Source organism: Mucilaginibacter gotjawali, from assembly GCF_002355435.1.
Taxonomy (GTDB): Bacteria; Bacteroidota; Bacteroidia; order Sphingobacteriales; family Sphingobacteriaceae; genus Mucilaginibacter; species Mucilaginibacter gotjawali.
In genome coordinates this window covers 2,151,604-2,171,577 of the sequence record NZ_AP017313.1, presented here as the reverse complement: position 1 = coordinate 2,171,577, position 19,974 = coordinate 2,151,604, and the positions used below count along the sequence as shown (strand labels likewise).

Annotated in this window: 8 protein-coding genes; 2 read left to right on the top strand and 6 right to left on the bottom strand. The window is 43.8% G+C overall.

Going from position 1 to position 19,974, the window contains the following annotated elements; genetic code table 11:
- The 5 genes from MgSA37_RS09870 to MgSA37_RS09850 all read right to left on the bottom strand — a co-directional run bounded on the left by MgSA37_RS09870 (position 1) and on the right by MgSA37_RS09850 (position 12,646).
- The gene (locus MgSA37_RS09870) at positions 1 to 999 is read right to left on the bottom strand and encodes a vWA domain-containing protein (protein ID WP_197706115.1); all 999 of its coding nucleotides are present in this window, start codon (positions 997 to 999) and stop codon (positions 1 to 3) included.
- A complete protein-coding gene (locus MgSA37_RS09865; RefSeq protein ID WP_096351583.1) occupies positions 992 to 1,960 on the bottom strand; it encodes a BatD family protein in 969 nt (322 codons plus the stop codon). Before MgSA37_RS09865 ends, MgSA37_RS09870 begins: the two co-directional genes overlap by 8 nt.
- A 5-nt stretch (positions 1,961 to 1,965) precedes the next feature.
- Positions 1,966 to 2,847, bottom strand: coding sequence for a DUF58 domain-containing protein (locus MgSA37_RS09860; RefSeq protein ID WP_096351581.1), 882 nt, complete (start codon positions 2,845 to 2,847; stop codon positions 1,966 to 1,968).
- 97 nt (positions 2,848 to 2,944) lie between these two features.
- Complete coding sequence (locus MgSA37_RS09855) at positions 2,945 to 4,000, bottom strand: AAA family ATPase (RefSeq protein WP_096351580.1); 1,056 nt, start codon at positions 3,998 to 4,000, stop codon at positions 2,945 to 2,947.
- A 1,224-nt stretch (positions 4,001 to 5,224) separates the two neighbouring features.
- Positions 5,225 to 12,646 (bottom strand): cadherin-like beta sandwich domain-containing protein, encoded by a 7,422-nt coding sequence (locus MgSA37_RS09850; RefSeq protein ID WP_096351578.1) that lies wholly within the window; start codon positions 12,644 to 12,646, stop codon positions 5,225 to 5,227.
- Positions 12,647 to 13,174: 528 nt separating this feature from the next.
- Between MgSA37_RS09850 and MgSA37_RS09845 the strand changes: the two genes are divergently transcribed.
- Positions 13,175 to 15,190 (top strand): tetratricopeptide repeat-containing sensor histidine kinase, encoded by a 2,016-nt coding sequence (locus tag MgSA37_RS09845; RefSeq protein WP_096351577.1) that lies wholly within the window; start codon positions 13,175 to 13,177, stop codon positions 15,188 to 15,190.
- Positions 15,187 to 15,807 (top strand): response regulator, encoded by a 621-nt coding sequence (locus tag MgSA37_RS09840; protein ID WP_096351575.1) that lies wholly within the window; start codon positions 15,187 to 15,189, stop codon positions 15,805 to 15,807. The genes MgSA37_RS09845 and MgSA37_RS09840 overlap by 4 nt, the downstream gene beginning before the upstream one ends.
- Before the next feature lie 71 nt (positions 15,808 to 15,878).
- On the opposite strand, the gene MgSA37_RS09835 is transcribed toward MgSA37_RS09840, so the two are convergent.
- Complete coding sequence (locus tag MgSA37_RS09835; protein ID WP_172885308.1) at positions 15,879 to 19,973, bottom strand: cadherin-like beta sandwich domain-containing protein; 4,095 nt, start codon at positions 19,971 to 19,973, stop codon at positions 15,879 to 15,881.
- Position 19,974: the final 1 nt, after the last annotated feature.

Below are 19,974 nucleotides of genomic sequence, written 5' to 3'. Positions count from 1 at the left end.
CTATGTTAAAGCCCCCCTCAGCCATGTATTTTTCAAAATAAACTCCAGCGACAGCAAAAACAACGCGATCAGTGCAAAGGGCAAAAACAATTCAGTCTTTTTATGAAATTGGGTAACATCAATTTTTGCCTTTTCCATTCTGTCTATCTGTTCGTAAATGTTTTTTAGCGTTTGATTGTCTGTGGCCCTGAAATATTTACCTCCGGTAATATTGGCGATCTTCGTGAGTGTACCTTCATCCACGTCAACCGGTATCCGTTGGTATTGCACCCCAAACTGTGTTTGTACCGGGTAAGGTGCAAAGCCGTGGGTGCCGATACCCACCGTATAAACCCTTATGCCAAAATCCTTTGCTATTTCGGCAGCGGTAAGCGGGGGGATAGAGCCCATGTTATTTGAACCATCGGTTAGCAGAATAACCACTTTGCTTTTAGCCTCACTTTCTTTCAGGCGGTTTACAGCTGTGGCCAGCCCCATGCCTATCGCTGTACCATCATCTATCATTCCATATTTAACATCAGCATATAGATTTACTAAAACATCATGATCTATGGTTAAAGGGCACTGCGTAAAGCTCTCTCCGCTAAAAATAACCAGGCCGATACGGTCGTCGGGGCGGTTTTTGATAAAATCAATCGCGATATTCTTTCCCGCTTCCAACCGGTTAGGCTGGAAATCTTCGGCAAGCATACTCCCCGAAATATCCGAAGCGATCATGATATCAATCCCCTCGGTGGTGGAATTTTGCCAGCTTAATGAGGATTGCGGCCTTGCTAATGCAAGTATCAGCGCGCCTACCGCCAGCAACCGTAATACGACACCCGCATGGCGAAACTTTGGTAGGCTGTTTTTTACCGGTATTGCAAATGCCTTTACTGCTGAAACACTTAAACTGCCATATAATTTGTTCTCCCGCCAAATATACCAGCCAATCATGCCGGGAATGATGATTAAAAGCCAGAAAAAACCCGGATGCGCAAATTCAATTCCGCTAAACATACTGATTGCCTCCTTCCGTTGCAGGCCGTTCCTGTTGCTTTGTGGCAACAACAAAATCAACAGCAATTTCTATACTTTGCTCATTTTCTGCCGGCAATGGCTTTTCTTTGGCAAACTTCACCAGGTCGGCCAGCACCAGTATATGTTTTAACTTACTCCTGTTTGTATCTGTTATAATGATGCGCTTTAAACTGTCAAAAATTTCGTCGGTCGTTTTTTCATGTGTTTTAATGGCATATCTTTTCTCAAGATATTCGCGGATGATATCACTTAGTTCGATATAATACTGTTTTACTTCTTCCTGCTGCCATAGCTTTTTATCTTTCAGCTGGTTTAACTGGTTTAATGCAGTTACATGCGGAGGCACAACCGGTTTGGATATTTGTACCACCGGTTCGGCTTTTGGCCTGCTGCGCAAATACCATATCAGGCCTATAATTAACCCAACAACAAGCAAAGGAAAAACAATCCAATACCAATTATCCTTTAGCCAGTCTACAAAAGTATAGCTAACGGTTATGGGCTGTTTAATATCATAAATAGCTTTGGTGGTATCTACTTTAACGGTTTCCACCTGCAGTGTTAATTCATTCGTTTTTATAACGCCGCCTGCTGTTCTGATTGAAAAAGATGGTATCGTATAGGTTCCGGCATCAAAACAGGTAATGGTATAACTTTGCGTTACGGTTAATGAGCTATGATCGTTCTGGTCATAAGTGGTATCCGGCTTATTGGCACTTACCACCTGTATTTTACCGGTTACAGTATCAGTAAGCTTCGGAAAATTTACATGTTCTTTAGCGGGCTGGTGTACACTCAGGAATAATTTGGTTTGGTCGCCTATCCTGATGGTGTATTGCTGTAATTTAGCCTCCGCCTGTATGTTTTGTGCGCTGGCTTTATAACTTAAACAAGTTAACAATAGTAAAGCCAGGATAAAGTTTAAAAACCGGTTATTCATATTTATCACCTTCTTCTTTCCCGTTTTTTAAATAATGTCATTAATGGTTTTACATATGATTCGTGCGTGCCTATTTCTGTCGCGTCAACGCCCGAGTGGCTGAAAACTTCTTTTAGCCGGGCGTTTCTTTTTAGCGCATCTATTTTGAAAGCATCCCTCACTTTTTTATCGCCGGTATTCACCCAGAATATTTCATCCGTCTCTTCGTCTTTTACGGGGATCAGCCCCAGATCAGGGAATTCCTCTTCATGCTTATCAAAAAGCCTTAATGCAATAATATCATGCTTTTTATTTGCAATTTTAAGTTCGTTCTCAAATTCCGGGCTCATAAAATCCGAAATAATAAAGGCGGTGCACTTCTTTTTTATGGCACTGGTAAAATACTTTAACGCTTCGGCCACATTGGTGCCTTTATTTTCGGGTTTAAAGTCGATCAATTCTCTTATGATCATCAAAATATGACTGCGCCCCTTTTTCGGCGGAATGAACTTTTCAATTTTATCGCTGAAAAAGATCACCCCCACCTTATCATTGTTTTGTATGGCCGAAAATGCCAGTACGGCGCAAATCTCGGTTGCAAGGTCTTGTTTTTGCTGGGTGATGGTACCAAAATTTTCAGAAGCGCTTACGTCCATCAGCAGCATTACAGTAAGCTCGCGCTCTTCATCAAAAACCTTAACATAGGGATGATTAAAACGTGCCGTAACGTTCCAGTCAATCGTCCTGATCTCATCTCCTACCTGGTATTCCCGCACCTCGCTAAAAGCCATACCCCTGCCTTTAAAAGCCGAGTGGTATTCGCCAGAAAAGATGTGGTTACTCATCCCCCTGGTTTTTATTTCGATCTTCCTTACTTTTTTCAGCAGTTCTTTGGTGTCTCTTGCCATGCTATTTCAGATGTGAGATTTGAGACTTGAGATGTGAGATTAAGAAACAACTAACTTTTCTGTCTCAAATCTCATATCTCACATCTCAAATCAACTATTACGGTACTATAACCGCATTCAAAATCCCTGTAATAATATTTTCGGTGGTCATGTTTTCAGCTTCGGCCTCATAGGTAAGGCCAATACGGTGCCGCAGCACGTCATGGCAAATTGCCCGTACGTCTTCGGGTATTACATACCCCCTGCGTTTAATAAAGGCATAGGCCTTGGCTGCCAGTGCAAGGTTAATGCTTGCCCTTGGCGATGCGCCAAAACTAATGAGGTTTTTATAATTCGCTAATTTATATTGCTCCGGATAACGCGTTGCAAAAACAATATCAATAATGTATTGCTCAATTTTCTCATCCATGTAAACCTCACGCACTACCTTTCTTGCCCTCACAATTTCGTCTGGATGAACAACAGGTTTTGGCTTTAACATACCTTGCGGGTTTACGTTAGCCCGTATGATCAGTTTCTCATCTTCCCTGGAGGGATAGCCAATAACCACTTTCAGCATAAAGCGGTCAACCTGCGCTTCGGGAAGCGGGTAAGTGCCTTCCTGCTCAATCGGGTTTTGCGTAGCAAGTACAAGGAAAGGGTTTGGCAGTGCGAAAGTATTATCGCCAATGGTAACCTGTCTCTCCTGCATGGCCTCCAGCAAAGCGCTTTGTACTTTAGCCGGTGCACGGTTTATTTCGTCTGCCAGTACAAAATTCGAAAATACAGGCCCTTTGCGTACAATAAATTCCTCCTTTTTTTGATTGTAGATCATCGTTCCAACCAAATCGGCGGGTAACAAATCAGGTGTGAACTGAATGCGGCTGAAATCTGCCTGTATGGCTTTTGACAGGGTATTAATCGCCAGTGTTTTTGCCAAACCCGGCACGCCTTCCAAAAGGATGTGCCCGTCAGCCAACAAACCAATCAGTAAACGCTCAACCATATACTTCTGGCCGACGATCACTTTATCCATCTCCATTTTCAAAAGATCAACAAAGGCGCTTTCACGCTGTATCATTTCGTTAATGGCCCTTATATCTGTTGAATACGATGAACTACCGGACAATGCATCGGTTGAAAGATGCCCGCCGTTACTATTTATATCTTCCATTAGATCCATTTTTTATTTTGGATTGCAAACTTAAGCACCTGATCATTTTTTTGCTACTGAAATAACCCGCTTAATTGTTAAAATTTGTTAAAATTCAACGAAGGCACCGGGAAACACAACATATTTTTTATAAGAATAGCATTCAAACAATAGGTGCAGGGATGGTAAGGTGATTAAACCGCTGTTTATATTGATAGGTCCGAAAGTTCAGCGGGGCGGCTTTTTAAAATTCAGCAAAAAAAATGGGCCGGTCAAAAAGACCAGCCCAGTGTATTTCCTAACTAATTGTAGTTGAACAATTATTTAACGCTTCTTTGTGGTGCAAATAATGGCAATACAATGATAGCAACTAATGCAGCAACTTCTAATACAACTAACATGACTAAAGATTTAAATTTTAAAATATTTTATTAATTATTTACCGGGATTCTTACCCTCTTTAAGCTCTCGTGTTTCAAATACTTGAAGTTAAAAACTTAAAGGGCGTTTTTATCCTTTGGAACATTATGTACTAAAAATGTGCCATTCATTTTGGAAGCAAGAAAGGGGCAAAATCCGCAAAAAATGAAATTAATTTATTCGTCATTTTCTAAATTAAAAAAGACTTTTTTTTGATTTTTATCGATTTTTTTGGGGGTTTGAGGAAAAAAATAGCCTTTTTTGATACAATTAACATTTCAAAATCATAAAACACAGATAATTTGTCAAAAAAACATCCCGAAATGAGATCTTATCCATGGAAACACAAAATTGAAAAATTTGAGATTCTTTAATTTTTATCTCGGCAAAAAATAAATATCCGATCAGGTGTTTTTCAAATAAAACATCCTGGTTTCTTACCATAAAAGCCTTGCTTAAGTCAAAATAAAAATATTTGCCATTTTGTCATATACCATGACAAACCCTATTTTACTGACAAAATGCCTGTAATTTGGCAGGGTAAAAACACTGCCAAAATGACAATTTACCGTAAAAAAGCTTTATGGACGCTAAAAAAACCCTATGCCATTTTTTTTTCATACTTAATAAATAAAAAAATGACGCTTTTAACAACTTAGATTAAGGGCTTTATGAGGCGATTATGCGGAGAGCTTCGCCGAATAGAAAACCAACAGCAATCCCCCGGAGTTTAAGACATGTTTTTATGCAAAAGGGGGGCCTTTAAAAAAAGCAAAAGCCGGGAATATTTAATCCCCGGCCCTTGCTCATCTTTTATTTTATGCTTTAATATTTCAATATGATAAACCCTGTTTTATGTTTGATTGTGCCGTTTACGGTAAAATCAAGTGAATAAAAATAGGTACCGGGCAATTGCATAGCGCCGGTTTTGTTGGAGTGTCCGTCAAACACCTTCGTGCTGTTGTCATACCCTTTGGCTTCGAAGATCAATTGCCCGCTGCGGTTCATTATCGTCAGTTTGTTATCCGGATAATTGGCGATCCCGTCTATCAGCAGGAAGTCATTAATGCCATCACCATTGGGCGATAATCCCTGGCGTACTACAAGCTCCTCTCCTATCATTTGTGGCTTTCCGGTTGGATTGGTTACACTTATTGGTTCATAAAGCGAATTCGCTGCCCCCGCTGCACGGGTTACCGTTACTGTATAGGTTTTGGTGGTGGTACCGTTTTGGGCGGTAACGATTACAGTTATAACGTTAGTACCAACACTCAGTGCAATTGGGCCCGATGCAAAGCCTGAACTTACTTCCGTGCCATTTACACTTACCGATGCAAGCGGATCGCTGCATTTTGGAGTTACCGTTGTCGAGGAAACTGCATTGGCTACTGATGCCGTGTAGCTGGTAGTTGCTGTTGCAAATGCAGGCGTTAATGCCCCTGCGCTTATTGCTAAACTGGAAAGGTTGGCATTGGCGGGCAGCATCCGTGTTAGCGTTACCGTATAGGTTTTGGTGGTTACTCCATCCTGGGCTGTAACTACAGTGGTAATGGTGTTTGGCCCTACATTTAAAGCAATAGCACCTGAGGCGGTACCCGAACTTACGGCCGCACCATTTACTGTTAGGGTTGCCGTAGCGTCACTGGTGGTTGGCGTTACGGTTACCGAAGTTACTGAATTCACCACTGATCCGTTATAACTGTTGGTGCCGGATGCGAATACGGGTGTTAAGGTTCCGCTGCTCAAGCTCAAGTTTGATAAATCAGCATTGCTTGAAGGTGGCCGTGTTACGGTTACCGTATAGGTTTTGGTGGTGGTGCCGTTCTGAGCGGTTACTATGGTAGTAATTACATTATTACCCACATTTAAAGGTATAGCGCCTGATGCCGTATTGCTACTTACGGCAGTACCATTAACTGTTATCGTTGCCAGTGCATCACTGGCTTTTGGAGTCACGGTTACCGAAGTTACCGAATTGGCTACTGATACAGTATAACTGGTAGTTGCTGTTGCAAATGCAGGCGTTAACGTCCCTGCGCTTAGGGTTAAATTGGAAAGATTAGCATTACCAGGCAGTAACCGTGTTAACGTTATCGTATAGGTTAGCGTGGTTACCCCATCCTGTGCCGTTGCAATTGTTGTAATGGTATTAGGACCGACAACTAAAGGAAGGGCGCCTGAAGCTGTACCCGAACTTACGGCTACGCCATTTACCGTAACCGTGGCGGTGGCGTCGGCGGTGGTAGGCGTTACCGTTACTGAGGTGACAGAATTGGGTACCGAAGCTGTATAACTGGCGGTGCCGGATGCAAATACCGGGTTAAGCGTGCCTGTGCTTAATTGAAGATTGGCAAGGTTTGCGTTGTTTGATATCCGGGTAACAGTTACCGTATACGTTTTGGTAGTAGTACCGTTTTGGGCTGTTACTATCGTAGTGATCACATTAGTACCTACATTTAAAGGAATAGCGCCCGAGGCGGTACCTGAACTTACCGCTGTACCGTTCACTGTAATTGTTGCCAGTGCATCACTTGATTTCGGTGTTACTGTCATCGAGGTTACCGCATTCGCTACGGTTGCGGTGTAACTGGTGGTGGCCGTTGCAAATGCCGGCGTTAACGTACCTGCGCTTATTGCCAAACTTGAAAGATTTGCATTGGCGGGCAACATGCGTGTGACGGTAACCGTATAGGTTTTGGTTGCTGAGTTATCTGTTGCTGTTACAACGGTAGTAATGATGTTCGAACCCACATTCAATGGAATAGCGCCTGAGGCTGTACCTGAGGCAACTGAGACACCATTAACAGTTACTGTAGCTGATGGATCAGCTGTGGTTGGCGTAAGTGTTATTGATGATACCGAATTTACGACAGACGCAGCGTAGTTGGTGACAGCACCCGAGAAAACAGGTTGCAATGTTCCTGTGCTTAATGCCAGGCTTGACAGCGATGTATTCGCAATTACCTGAAGATTTATAACCGAGGAATTGCTTCCGTAACCGTTATAAGACGTAACCATATAATTTGCAGGCGGAGTCAGTACCGTAGGCGTGCCGCTGATCGCGCCCGTGGTATTGTTAAAGCTTAAACCTAAAGGAAGTGCAGGGTTGATATAATAACCGCCGGTTGGCTGGATCTTTTTGACCGCATTATTGCCATAATCGGTCACATAAACATTATTATAAATATCTGTTGTTACACCGAACAAAAAGCTGTAGCCAGATCCAACGGTGGTGATCGCACCGCCATTGGCAGCGATCTCCTTTACTAGTTTATGCCCGTAATCAGTCACAAAAACATTACCTGTACCGTCAACAGCCACACCGAATGGCGTGCTAAAACCAGAGCCAAGGGTAATAGGTAAGCCGCCGCCAACAGGGATCTTTTTGATCGCGCTGTTTCCAAAGTCAGCAACGTAAACATTTCCATAGGCATCTACTGCTACCCCGGTCGGCGTGGTAAAACCAGACCCTAAGGTAATAACGGCGCCACCGCCAACAGGAATCTCTTTTACAGCATTATTGCCACGATCGGCCACGTAAACATTTCCTTTGATGTCTACTGCAACATCAAAGGGCTGCAAAAAACCAGAACCTAAAGTAATGATAGCACCGCCGTTAGCAGGAATCTCTTTTACCAGGTTATTGCCGTCATCAGCCACAAAAATATTACCCTGTGCATCTATCGCGATTCCATCCGGTGTATTAAAGCCAGTACCAACCACTATTGGCGTACCGGTACCGCCGGGGATCTTTTTTACTACGTTATTATTCTGATCACCGATATATACATTGCCTGCCGCATCAACCGCCACCCCGGCCGGGATATTAAAGCCCGATCCTAATGTTGTTGTGCTGCTGCTATAAGCCGGTGCTGCTGCGCCGCCTCCTGTAGGGCTGACCGGCGTAATTGCTGTGCCCGCAAAAAAAGTTTGTGGACTGGCATAACTCATTGATACGGCATTAACCGCAATATTTACCGTGGTTGAATTATAGCCATATTGATTGTAGGCAGTTATCGTGTAATTAGTTGCCGGAGATGCCGCAACAGGTGTACCTGTGATGGATCCTGTAGTATTGTTAAATACAAGACCCAATGGCAGCGCCGGGTTAATATAATAGCCGCCGGTTGGCTGGATCTTTTTTACCGCGTTATTGCCATAATCGGTCACAAATACATTATTATACACATCTGTTGTAACCCCAAACAAAAAGCTGTAGCCTGAACCTACGGTGGTGATCGCACCACCGTTAGCAGCGATCTCCTTTACAAGCTTATTGCCGTAATCTGTCACAAATACATTACCCGAGCCGTCAACCGCAACACCGAAAGGGGTACTAAAACCAGAGCCAAGGGTTATTGGTGCGCCGCCTCCAACTGGGATCTTTTTGATCGCACTGTTGCCAAAATCAGCTACGTAAACATTTCCATATGCGTCTACCGCTACGCCTGTTGGGGTGGTAAAGCCGGAACCTATAGCATATGTAGCGCCTCCGCCAACAGGGATTACTTTTACAGCGTTGTTGCCGCGGTCGGCCACATACACATTACCTTTGGTATCTACAGCCACGTTGAATGGCTGCAAAAACCCTGAACCTAAAGTAATGATCGCACCGCCATTGGCCGGGATCTCTTTTACCAGGTTATTGCCGTCATCAGCCACAAAGACGTTGCCCTGTGCATCGATTGCTATTCCATCCGGCGTATTAAAGCCAGTGCCGATAACGATTGGCGTACCGGTTCCGCCCGGAATCTTTTTTACTACGTTATTATTCTGATCACCTATATAAACATTGCCTGCCGCATCTACCGCCACCCCGGCCGGGATATTAAAGCCCGACCCCAATGTCGTTGTGCTGCTGCTGTACGCTGGCGCTGCGGCGCCACCGCTGCCTGCAGGGTTTAACGGTGTGATGGTTGTTCCCGCCACATATGTCTTTGGGCCGGCATAACTCATCGTTACCGCTGTAACTGTAATATTGAGTGTGTATGAATTGCCACCGTATTGATTATACGCTGTTATTTTATAGTCAGTTGAAGGAGATGCAACCAATGGCGTTCCGCTGATCGTTCCGGTAGTATTGTCGAAGCTTAAGCCTAATGGCAATGCCGGGTTGATATAAAAGCCGCCGGTTGGCTGGATCTTTTTAACTGCATTGTGTCCGTAATCGGTTACGTATACATTATTTAAATTATCTGTTGCTACGCCAAAGATAAAACTATACCCTGAGCCTACCGTAGTAATCCCTAACCCATTCGCCGGTATTTCCTTTACCAGTTTGTTGCCATAATCCGTTACAAATACATTACCTGTGCCGTCCACAGCCACGCCAAATGGCGTGCTAAAACCAGAACCAAGGGTTATCGGTGCGCCGCCGCCCACAGGAATCTTTTTGATCGCGCTATTGCCAAAATCAGCTACATAAACATTCCCATATGCATCAACTGCTACACCCGTCGGCGTGGTAAAGCCAGAGCCTATAGCGAACGGAGCGCCACCGCCCACAGGAATCTCTTTTACCGCATTGTTGCCGCGGTCTGCCACGTAAACATTTCCTTTGGTGTCTACAGCCACATCAAAGGGCTGCAAAAAGCCAGAACCTAAAGTAATGATAGCACCGCCGTTAGCAGGGATCTCCTTTACCAGGTTATTGCCGTCATCAGCTACAAAAACGTTGCCCTGTGCGTCTATTGCTATTCCATCCGGCGTATTAAAGCCAGTGCCGATAACTATCGGTGTACCAGTGCCGCCCGGAATCTTTTTTACTACGTTATTATTCTGATCGCCTATGTACACGTTGCCGGCCGCATCAACGGCAACACCGGCAGGGATATTAAAGCCCGACCCTAATGTTGTTGTACTGCTGCTGTAACCAGGAGGCGCAACGCCACCACTGCCGGTAGGGGTTGTTGGGGTAATTGCAACCCCTGCCTTATAAATTCTGGAATTGCCGTAACTCATTGCCACGGCATTCACCGTAATATTTATTGTTGTTGAATTATAACCGTATTGATTATATGCCGTTACGGTATAATTAGTTGCCGGGGACGCAAGCACTGGCGTACCACTGATCGTTCCGGTTGTGTTATTGAAGCTTAAACCTAAAGGTAATGCGGGGTTGATATAATAACCGCCGGTGGGCTGTATCTTTTTTACAGCATTATGGCCATAATCGGTCACATAAACATTATTTAAATTATCTGTAGCTGTACCAAATATAAAGCTGTAACCAGAGCCTAACGTAATAATAGGTCCTCCATTAACAGGAATCTCCTTTACCAGTTTATTGCCGTAATCGGCCACAAATACATTACCTGAACCGTCAACACTCACTGTAAAAGGATTCGCAAAACCAGAACCTAAAGTGATTGGCGCTCCGCCTCCTACCGGTATCATTTTAACTGCACTGTGACCGTTATCCGCAACATAAACATTGCCATAAGCATCTACGGCTACGCCTGTTGGTGTTGAAAAGCCCGATCCAATGGCAAACGGAGTACCGCCGCCTACAGGGATCTCTTCAACCGCATTATTGCCGCGATCTGCCACGTATACATTTCCTTTGGTATCCACCGCCACATCAAATGGCTGCAGGAAGCTAAAGCCTACCCCTAAAACTATTGGCGTACCATATATACCATTGCTGTACGGTATCTCTTTTACCAGGTTGTTACCATCATCTGCAACGTATATATTGCCCTGGGCGTCAACCGCTACACCATCCGGTGTAGAAAATCCACTGGCTATAACTATCGGCGTACCTGTTCCCCCCGGAATCTTTTTTACTACGTTGTTATTTTGGTCGCCAATATAAACATTGCCTGCAGCATCTACCGCAACACCGGCAGGGATGTTAAAGCCTGAACCTAATGTTGTAGTGCTTGTACTATACCCGGGCGCGGCTGCACCGCCGCCGGTAGGGCTTAACGGGGCGATAGCATTACCCGCCTTATATATTTTAGGGCCGGCATAACTCATTGCTACTGCGTTAACAGTAATATTTAATATGGTTGAATTGCCGCCATATTGATTATAGGCAGTAATAGTATAGTTTGTTGCCGGTGATGATGCTATTGGAGTACCCGAGATTACTCCGGTAGTATTGTTAAAAGTTAATCCTGCCGGCAAAGCAGGGTTGATATAGTAGCCGCCGGTAGGCTGGATCTTTTTCACTGCGTTATTGCCGTAATCGGTTACATAAACATTATTAAAAATGTCGACAGCGGTACCAAAGATAAAGCTGTATCCGGAGCCTAAAGTGATTATCGGGCTTCCGTCAGCCGGAATTTCCTTTACTAGTTTATGCCCGTAGTCGGCAACAAATACATTACCTGACCCATCAACTGACACTGTAAAAGGGTTTGCGAAGCCAGAACCTAAAGTAATTGGTGCACCTCCTCCAACGGGAATCTTTTTTACAGCACTATTGCCATTATCGGCTACGTATACATTTCCAAAAGCATCAACGGCTACGCCGGTGGGGGTAGAAAATCCCGATCCGATTGCAAACGGAGTTCCGCCGCCCACGGGGATCTCTTCCACAGCATTATTTCCGCGATCAGCAACATAAACGTTACCCTTGGTATCAACTGCTACATCAAACGGTTGCAGAAAACTAAAACCCACGCCTAACACTATCGGCGTGCCATAGTTGCCATTGAAGAATGGAACCTCTTTAACAAGATTATTACCATCGTCAGCCACGAACACATTCCCCTGTGCATCTACCGCCACACCGTCAGGGGTCGAAAAACCGCTAGCAATTACAACCGGCGTATTAGAACCAGCCGGGATCTTCTTTACCACGTTATTGTTTTGGTCACCGATATAAACATTTCCTTGCGCATCTACAGCCACGCCCGCAGGAATGTTAAACCCCGACCCCAATGTAGTTGTACTACTACTGTATGAAGGCGTAGCAACACCAAGACTGGTGGGCGAAAGCGGTGTTATGGCTGTTCCGGCTAAATAGGTTTGCGGCCCCGCATAGCTTACCGTTGGTGGTCCGGAAAAATAAGCGCTTTTGAATTTTGCGCCCGGTTCATTTTTTTCCGGCTTAACAACCGGGTCGGCAACCTTTTTGTTTCTTAGTTCTTCCTTAACGTTGTTGCCCGATTTATTTACAGGTTTCACTCCTGCGGATAAATTATTGGGGACAAAAAACAAAATCGAGATGATCAGCAAAAATATGTTGCCGGTAATTAATTGGAAAAAAGATCTGCTTGAAAAAGGTAGTGTTAATCTCATGACAATGGTTTTATTGATTCGTTGAATTTGACAGGTTTTATGTATTCAAAATAATTGACTTTATAAAAGAAACTTGTTTTTTTTCTCGTCCGGCAAGAGTTCCAAAAATCATCAATATTAAAAGTATCGGTATGTATAATTAAACTATGTAATATATTAAATGTGCACTCCCGGCGATTTACAGGTTGTACTTGTAAAATTACATTAAGCGGCCTGATGGCACAATCCCCTAAAACAGTGATTTTTAATTCTTAATAAAAAAAGTGTATAATTAATCACAACCTTTCACCAGGCAAAACTATCACGGCGACCTGATTATCTCAAGCGTAGTTGTACTGAATCCGATACGTATTATTACGTTAAAAATAAAAAATAATGTTTAATAAAACATATAAATATTAATAAAAAGTAATTCACAGGCTTAGCCTTAGCATATAAATTTATGTCCACCGATATAATAGCATAATCCCCTAAAACAGTGATTTTTAAAATAAAATTTTATCCTGTTAAATAAAAGGGCAACTTTAGATGATCAGGAAATTGGCCTATGCTATCTTTTTTATGAAATATTATTCAAATAAACTCCTACATACGATTTCAACAATAGCGATGCTGCTGCTTTTTGCGATAAACCCATCACTGGCGCAATCACAAAAAACATCCGGTGATAACAGGGAGATTAGCCAATTACTGAAACAAATTAACACTATTGAAGACACGGATACCAAAACTGCTTTGATATTAATAAAGCACCTAAAGGATATATGCGCGAGGCTAAAGATTGACACATTAACCGCGAAAGCCTATGATGCAGAGGGGTTTTGTAACTTTTATGCCGGAAATTACAAAAGATCAGCAATGGTGTTTGACAGTGCTGCTCAACTATGGAAAAAAACAAACCGGTTAAATTATTTCAAATCGTTGAATGATAAGGCAAATGCTTTAATGTACAATTCTGAATATCATAAAGCGTTACTGGCTTTTTTTGAATGCCTGAACATCACCAATGAGTTGCACAATAAAAATCTTACCGGCAAGGTCTTAAATAACATTGGATTGGTTTATGAGAGTATAGGTGATCCCGACAATGCAATTTTATACGAAAAAAGGTCTTTGTATTTTAAAATGAAATCAAAAGACCTGCTTTCGTTAGCCCGTACTTACGGCAATATCGGCGATGCGTTCACTAACAAGGAAATGCCCGACAGTGCATTATTTTATGAACTGCGGTCATACAAGTTATACACGTCAGTGCATGACAGAGAGGGTATGGCCATTGCTTTGGGCGATATTGGCAATATATACAAAATGAAAAAAATGCTCGACTCGTCCATTAATTACTCGTTGCGGGCTGTAATCATTGCGCAAAAATTAAGTAACGCGGAGAACACTGCCAACATTGAGGACGAACTGGCTGAAAGCTATATGCTAAAGCGCGATCTGAAAAACGCCTGGAAATATCTTTCATTAGCAGATGCCTTCGTTTCGCAAATTACCGACTATGCATTTTTACAGGAACATTTTAAACTGATGTACCAGTATTATAAGCAAAAAGGCAATACAGCAAAGGCATTTGATTTTCTTGAAAAACTAAATGCGGCAAATGATTCTATTTTTAAGGAGAAAATTAATATACAAAACGAGAAAATTGCGCTGGAATATGAATATAAACAAAAGACATTAAAAGACAGCCTGGTATTTCAGTCGCACATCAATGCGAGCGAAGAAAAAGCCACTGCGTCCAGGAACAGACTTTATGTATCTATACTGCTGTTATTAGCGGCGGTCTTACTGTCAGTTATCTGGTATAGCCGGAGCAAGCTTTTGGAGAAAAAGAACATCGTGGCATTGCAAAATTCCACCATGCAGGAACAAAAAATAAGGGAGCTTGAAAACGAAAAACAAATTTTAGCATCGCAGGGTGTATTAAAAGGGCAGGAAGATGAAAGAAGCCGCCTGGCAAAAGACCTTCACGATGGCCTTGGCGGATTATTATCAGGAGTTAAACATTCCATTATAAATATGAAAGAAAACATTGTAATCAGTAGCGGCCATGTTGAGGTATTTGAAAAATCGCTCAATATGATAGACACCGCCATGAAGGAGCTGCGCAGAGTGGCCCAGAACATGATGCCGGAAGCGCTGGCAAAATTTGGACTGGAAGAAGCTTTGAAAGATTATTGCGCGTCATCAAGTACAACATCATTTAAAGTTATTTTCCAATCGTTTGGCAATGACCTGCAGATTGAAAATGCAGCAGAGATCATTATTTACCGGATTATACAAGAGTTGGTGAACAATGCACTTAAGCATGCCCACGCAACTCAATTAATGGTACAACTGGTAAAAGGAGATGACTGGATAACGTTGAGTGTTGAAGATAATGGTAAGGGTTTCGATGTAAATGCGCTGAAAGATTCAACAGGTGCGGGTTGGGGTAATATCAAAAGCCGTGTAGACTATCTTAAAGGGAATATTGATCTTAAATCGCAGGAGGGCACGGGCACTTCGGTAAACATTGAAATACAAATTCCAAAAACATGATCAGCGTTTTTATTGTGGACGACCACCCTGTAGTGGTTGAAGGCATTCGTTCATTATTAATTAACGAAGAAGGGATTTTCTGGGCCGGGCATGCATTGAACGCGGCATCCTGCATTTCTTATTTGGAAAAAATTACCGTTGACGTTATATTAATGGACATTAACTTACCCGACAAGAGCGGGATAGAGCTGTGTGCCGAAATCAAAAAGAACAAACCGGATATTCAAATATTAGCGCTTAGCACCCTGAACCAACCTTCCTATATCCGTAAAATGATTGAGAACGGCGCGGGCGGTTATATTTTAAAAAATGCAGATAAGGAAGAATTATTAGTTGCTATTAAGGACGTTGCAGCCGGAAAAACGCATCTATGCCTGGAAGCCCTTGAAGTAGTGAAACACATGTATAACAGTGAAACCGGCAAGCCGATACTCACCCGCCGTGAAAAAGAAATACTGATATTAATTGCTGAAGGCCTTACCAATGCTGAAATGGCTGAGAAACTATTTGTGAGCCAATGGACAATTGATAGTCACAGAAAAAGTATCATGACAAAATTAAACACCAAAAACACCGCAATGCTTATTAAATACGCCATTGAAAACGGTTTGGTTTAGTATAGCAATTGTTTTTTTAGCAACCAATTCAATGATCGGCTAACCTTTAATCGCAAATTCCCGTCACCACATCAATATTTTAGCACAATAAACCCTGTTTTATGCTTTGCTGTGCCGTTTACGGTAAAATCAAGCGAATAAAAATAAGTACCCGGCAATTGCATAGCGCCGGTTTTGTTGGAGTGCCCGTCAAACACCTTCGTGCTGTTGTCATACCCTTTGGCTTCGAAGATCAATTGCCCGCTGCGGTTCATTATCGTCAGTTTGTTATCCGGGTAATTGGTGATCCCGTCTATCTGCAAAAAGTCATTGATACCATCACCATTGGGCGATAATCCCTGGCGTACTACAAGCTCCTCGCCCATCATTTGTGCCTTTCCGGCCGGGTTTGTTACGCTTATCGGTTCATAAACGCTGTTCAATGAGCCCGCTGCACGGGTTACCGTTACCGTATAGGTTTTGGTGGTCGTTCCGTTTTGGGCCGTAACGATGGTCGTGATCACATTGGTACCCACATTTAAAGCAATTGCACCCGAGGCCGTGCCTGAATTTACCGCCACACCGTTCACTGTTATGGTTGCCAGGGCATCGCTTGCTTTGGGCGTCACCGTAGTTGATGTTACCGCATTGGCAACTGATAGGGTATAACTGGTAGTAGCGGTTGCAAAGGCAGGCGTTAATGCCCCTGCGCTGAGGCTTAAACCGGAAAGATTGGCATTGGCGGGCAGCATCCGTGTTAGCGTTACCGTATAGGTTTTGGTGGTTACCCCATCCTGTGCTGTAACTACAGTGGTAATGGTATTGGGCCCTACATTTAAAGCAATAGCACCTGAGGCGGTACCAGAGCTTACGGCCGTACCATTTACTGTTAGGGTTGCGGTAGCGTCACTGGTGGTTGGCGTTACGGTTACCGAAGTAACCGAATTCACCACTGATCCGTTATAACTGGTGGTGCCTGATGCAAATACGGGTGTTAAGGTTCCGCTGCTCAAGCTTAAGTTTGATAAATCAGCATTGCTTGAAGCGGCGCGCGTTACGGTAACCGTATAGGTTTTGGTGGTTGTACCGTTCTGAGCTGTTACCACTGTGGTAATAACATTGCTACCCACGTTTAAAGATATAGCGCCTGATGCGGTGTTGTTACTTACCGCAGTACCATTAACTGTTATTGTTGCCAGCGCATCACTGGCTTTTGGCGTCACGGTTATTGAGCTTACCGAATTAGCTACAGATGCCGTGTAGTTAATTGTTGCCGTTGCAAATGCAGGTGTTAATGTACCGGCGCTTAGGGTTAAATTGGAAAGATTGGGATTGGCAGGCAATGACCGCGTTATGGTGATTGTATAGGTTTTGGTGGTTACCCCGTCCTGCGCAGTAGAAACAGTTGTAATGGTATTAGGGCCAACACTTAAAGGAATGGCACCTGAGGCTATCCCCGAATTTACGGGTATACCATTTACCGTAACCGTTGCAGTAGCATCGGCGGTAGTTGGCGTTACGGTTACCGAAGTTACCGAATTGGGTACCGATGCCGTATAGCTGGTGGTTGCGGTGGTAAATGCCGGGGTTAATGTTCCTGCGCTTACAGCTAAGTTTGCAAGGTCGGCATTTGTTAATGCTACCCGGGTAATCGTTACTGTATAAGTTTTCGTAGTTGTTCCGTCACGGGCCGTTACGACCGTTGTAATAGCATTGGTGCCAAAATTTAATGGGATATTTGCCGAGGCCGTACCAGAGGTTACGGCTGTGCCGTTTACCGTTACGGTTGCCATGGCATCGTTTGTTGTGGGCGTTAAGGTTATTGAGCTCACATCATTTGGCACCGTTGCCGTATAACTGGTAGTTGCTATGGCAAAAACCGGCGTTAATGTGCCCTGACTAATTGTTAAATTACTAAGTCTGGCATTTGCAACAACTTTAATATTTACAACAGCTGATGTGCCACCACCCGTATTATATGCTGTGACGGTATAATTTTTGGCAGGGCTAATGGCATTGGCAATGCCCGATATCTTTCCGGTTTTGTTACTTAAACCTAAACCCAGTGGCAACGCAGTGCTTATATAATAACCACCAACTGGCGTGAGCTGATTAATAAGGCCACTTAAATAGCCTGCTACAAATAATTTCCCAAAGCCATCAATAGCTACACCCGTCGGGTTTACATAGCCTGCCCCAAGAGCGACCTGGGTGCCTCCTCCTGTCGGAATCTCCTGCAAAGTACTGTTACCATAATCAGCGACAAAAATATTACCAGAAGGATCAACCCCGACGCCAACAGGAGCACTAAAACCCGAACCGATAGTCACCGGAGCGCCGCCACCAACAGGAATTTCCTTTACCACGTTATTACCATAATCTGCCACATACACATTGCCAGCCGCATCAACGGCTACGCCTGTCGGACTAGCAAAGCCTGAACCAATACTTGTGGTGGCACCTCCGGCAGCAGCAATTTTATAAACGGCGTTATTGGAGTAATCTGCCACATAAACATTGCCGGCTGCATCTACCGTCAGACCATATGGCGCAGAAAAACCGGAACCAATAGTGACGGGGGTGCCTGTTCCTCCGTTCGGAATTTTTTGTACTGTCGCTGTCCCTGCATCGCATGTATAAACATTATTTGCTGCATCCACGGCCACTCCAAGCAGTGTAGTATATCCCGTTGCTAATGTGATGGGCGCGCCTCCACCGGCAGGAATTTCTTTTAACGAATGATTGCCGTAATCGGCCACGTAAACATTGCCTGATACATCAGCTGCAACACCAAAAGGGGTTAAAAAACCCGAACCTACGGTAACAGGATTGCCATACGCGGGTAATGGAACCACACTGCTGACCGGTGAAAGAATCGGGATATTTGTGCCCGAATTATAAACTATCGGGCTGGTATAGCTGAGTGATGGCGTTGTAAAAAAATTCAATATTGCCCCTTGCCGGGTACCGCCGGAATTTGTAGCAGATACAGCATAGTAATATTTTGTTGACGCTGTAAGACCTGATATATTGAGGGCAGCATTGGTGTTGCCGGAACCGGCGCTGATGGTTCCTCCTGTTGTAGCCGGTGTAGTGGTTGCCCCTGTGAGTGTTGACGAGGTCCCATAAATAAAATTGACTGTGGTCGTATTGCCGTTGTCGTTAACGATGCCGTTTAGCGTAGTGCCTGTTGATGTGGAAGATGTAACGGCTGTTGTAGTAACAGTTGGCGGATTTGGAACCATTTTGATGACCGCCCCCCCATTTACGCCGTCATCCCCGTCTGCCACAAAAATTTTACCAATGCTGATGAAAGCTATCCCCCACGGATAGTAGATGCCATTGGTGTGCAATGGTGTAGATATCGGCACGCCACTACCAGTGCCGCCGGCATATTCAACTAAACTATACCCTGCTCCCCTGTTTTCACTGCTAAAAAGATTGCCGGAAGCGCTAAAGTTTAACGCGGTAACGTAATTGCCGCTTGATAACGTTGAAACGGCATATGCCGAAGCGGCTGTTAATTTATAAACATGCCCCCCGTCTGTTATCGATGGATCATTACTAAAAGCATCAGCTACGTAAACATTACCATTTGAAGCAACTGCCAGGCCAGTTGGATAAGTGTAACCTGCCCCTGTTTTCAAATTGTCATATAATTTCGTGCCTGTGGCATAGGACGAGCTCGCTGTATATTCAACAACAGCGTAAGAACTGTTGCCTGCATCATATTCTGCCGTGTATAAATTGTCATGGGTATCTACAGCAAGTGCCGAGAAATACCTGCCGGTTTGAATTATTGAACTGGTATATACTCCCCCGCTGTATGTTAATTTAATAATAGAACCTCCGCCGGCTGTAAAATCAGTTGATATAAATACATTCCCGGTGCTGGTAACAGCCAGTCCCCATGGGTAATCGCCTGTTTCGTGCGTAAGCCCGCTGTATATGCTTACGGGGGTGCCTGTGCCGCCTGTATATTTATCCACTTCGTATAAAGCGCCGCCAGTGCCGCTGGTTACCCTGGTAACATATAAATTATTACTGCCATCTTTAGCCAATGCCGTATATAGCCCGCCGGTTTCAAGGTTGGTGCCGCTGTATTGGGCCTTTGCCGATAGCGCGGCGCACAAAAAAAAGATAATTGCAGGCAACACATAAAAACCTTTTGTAAATAATTTTTTCATA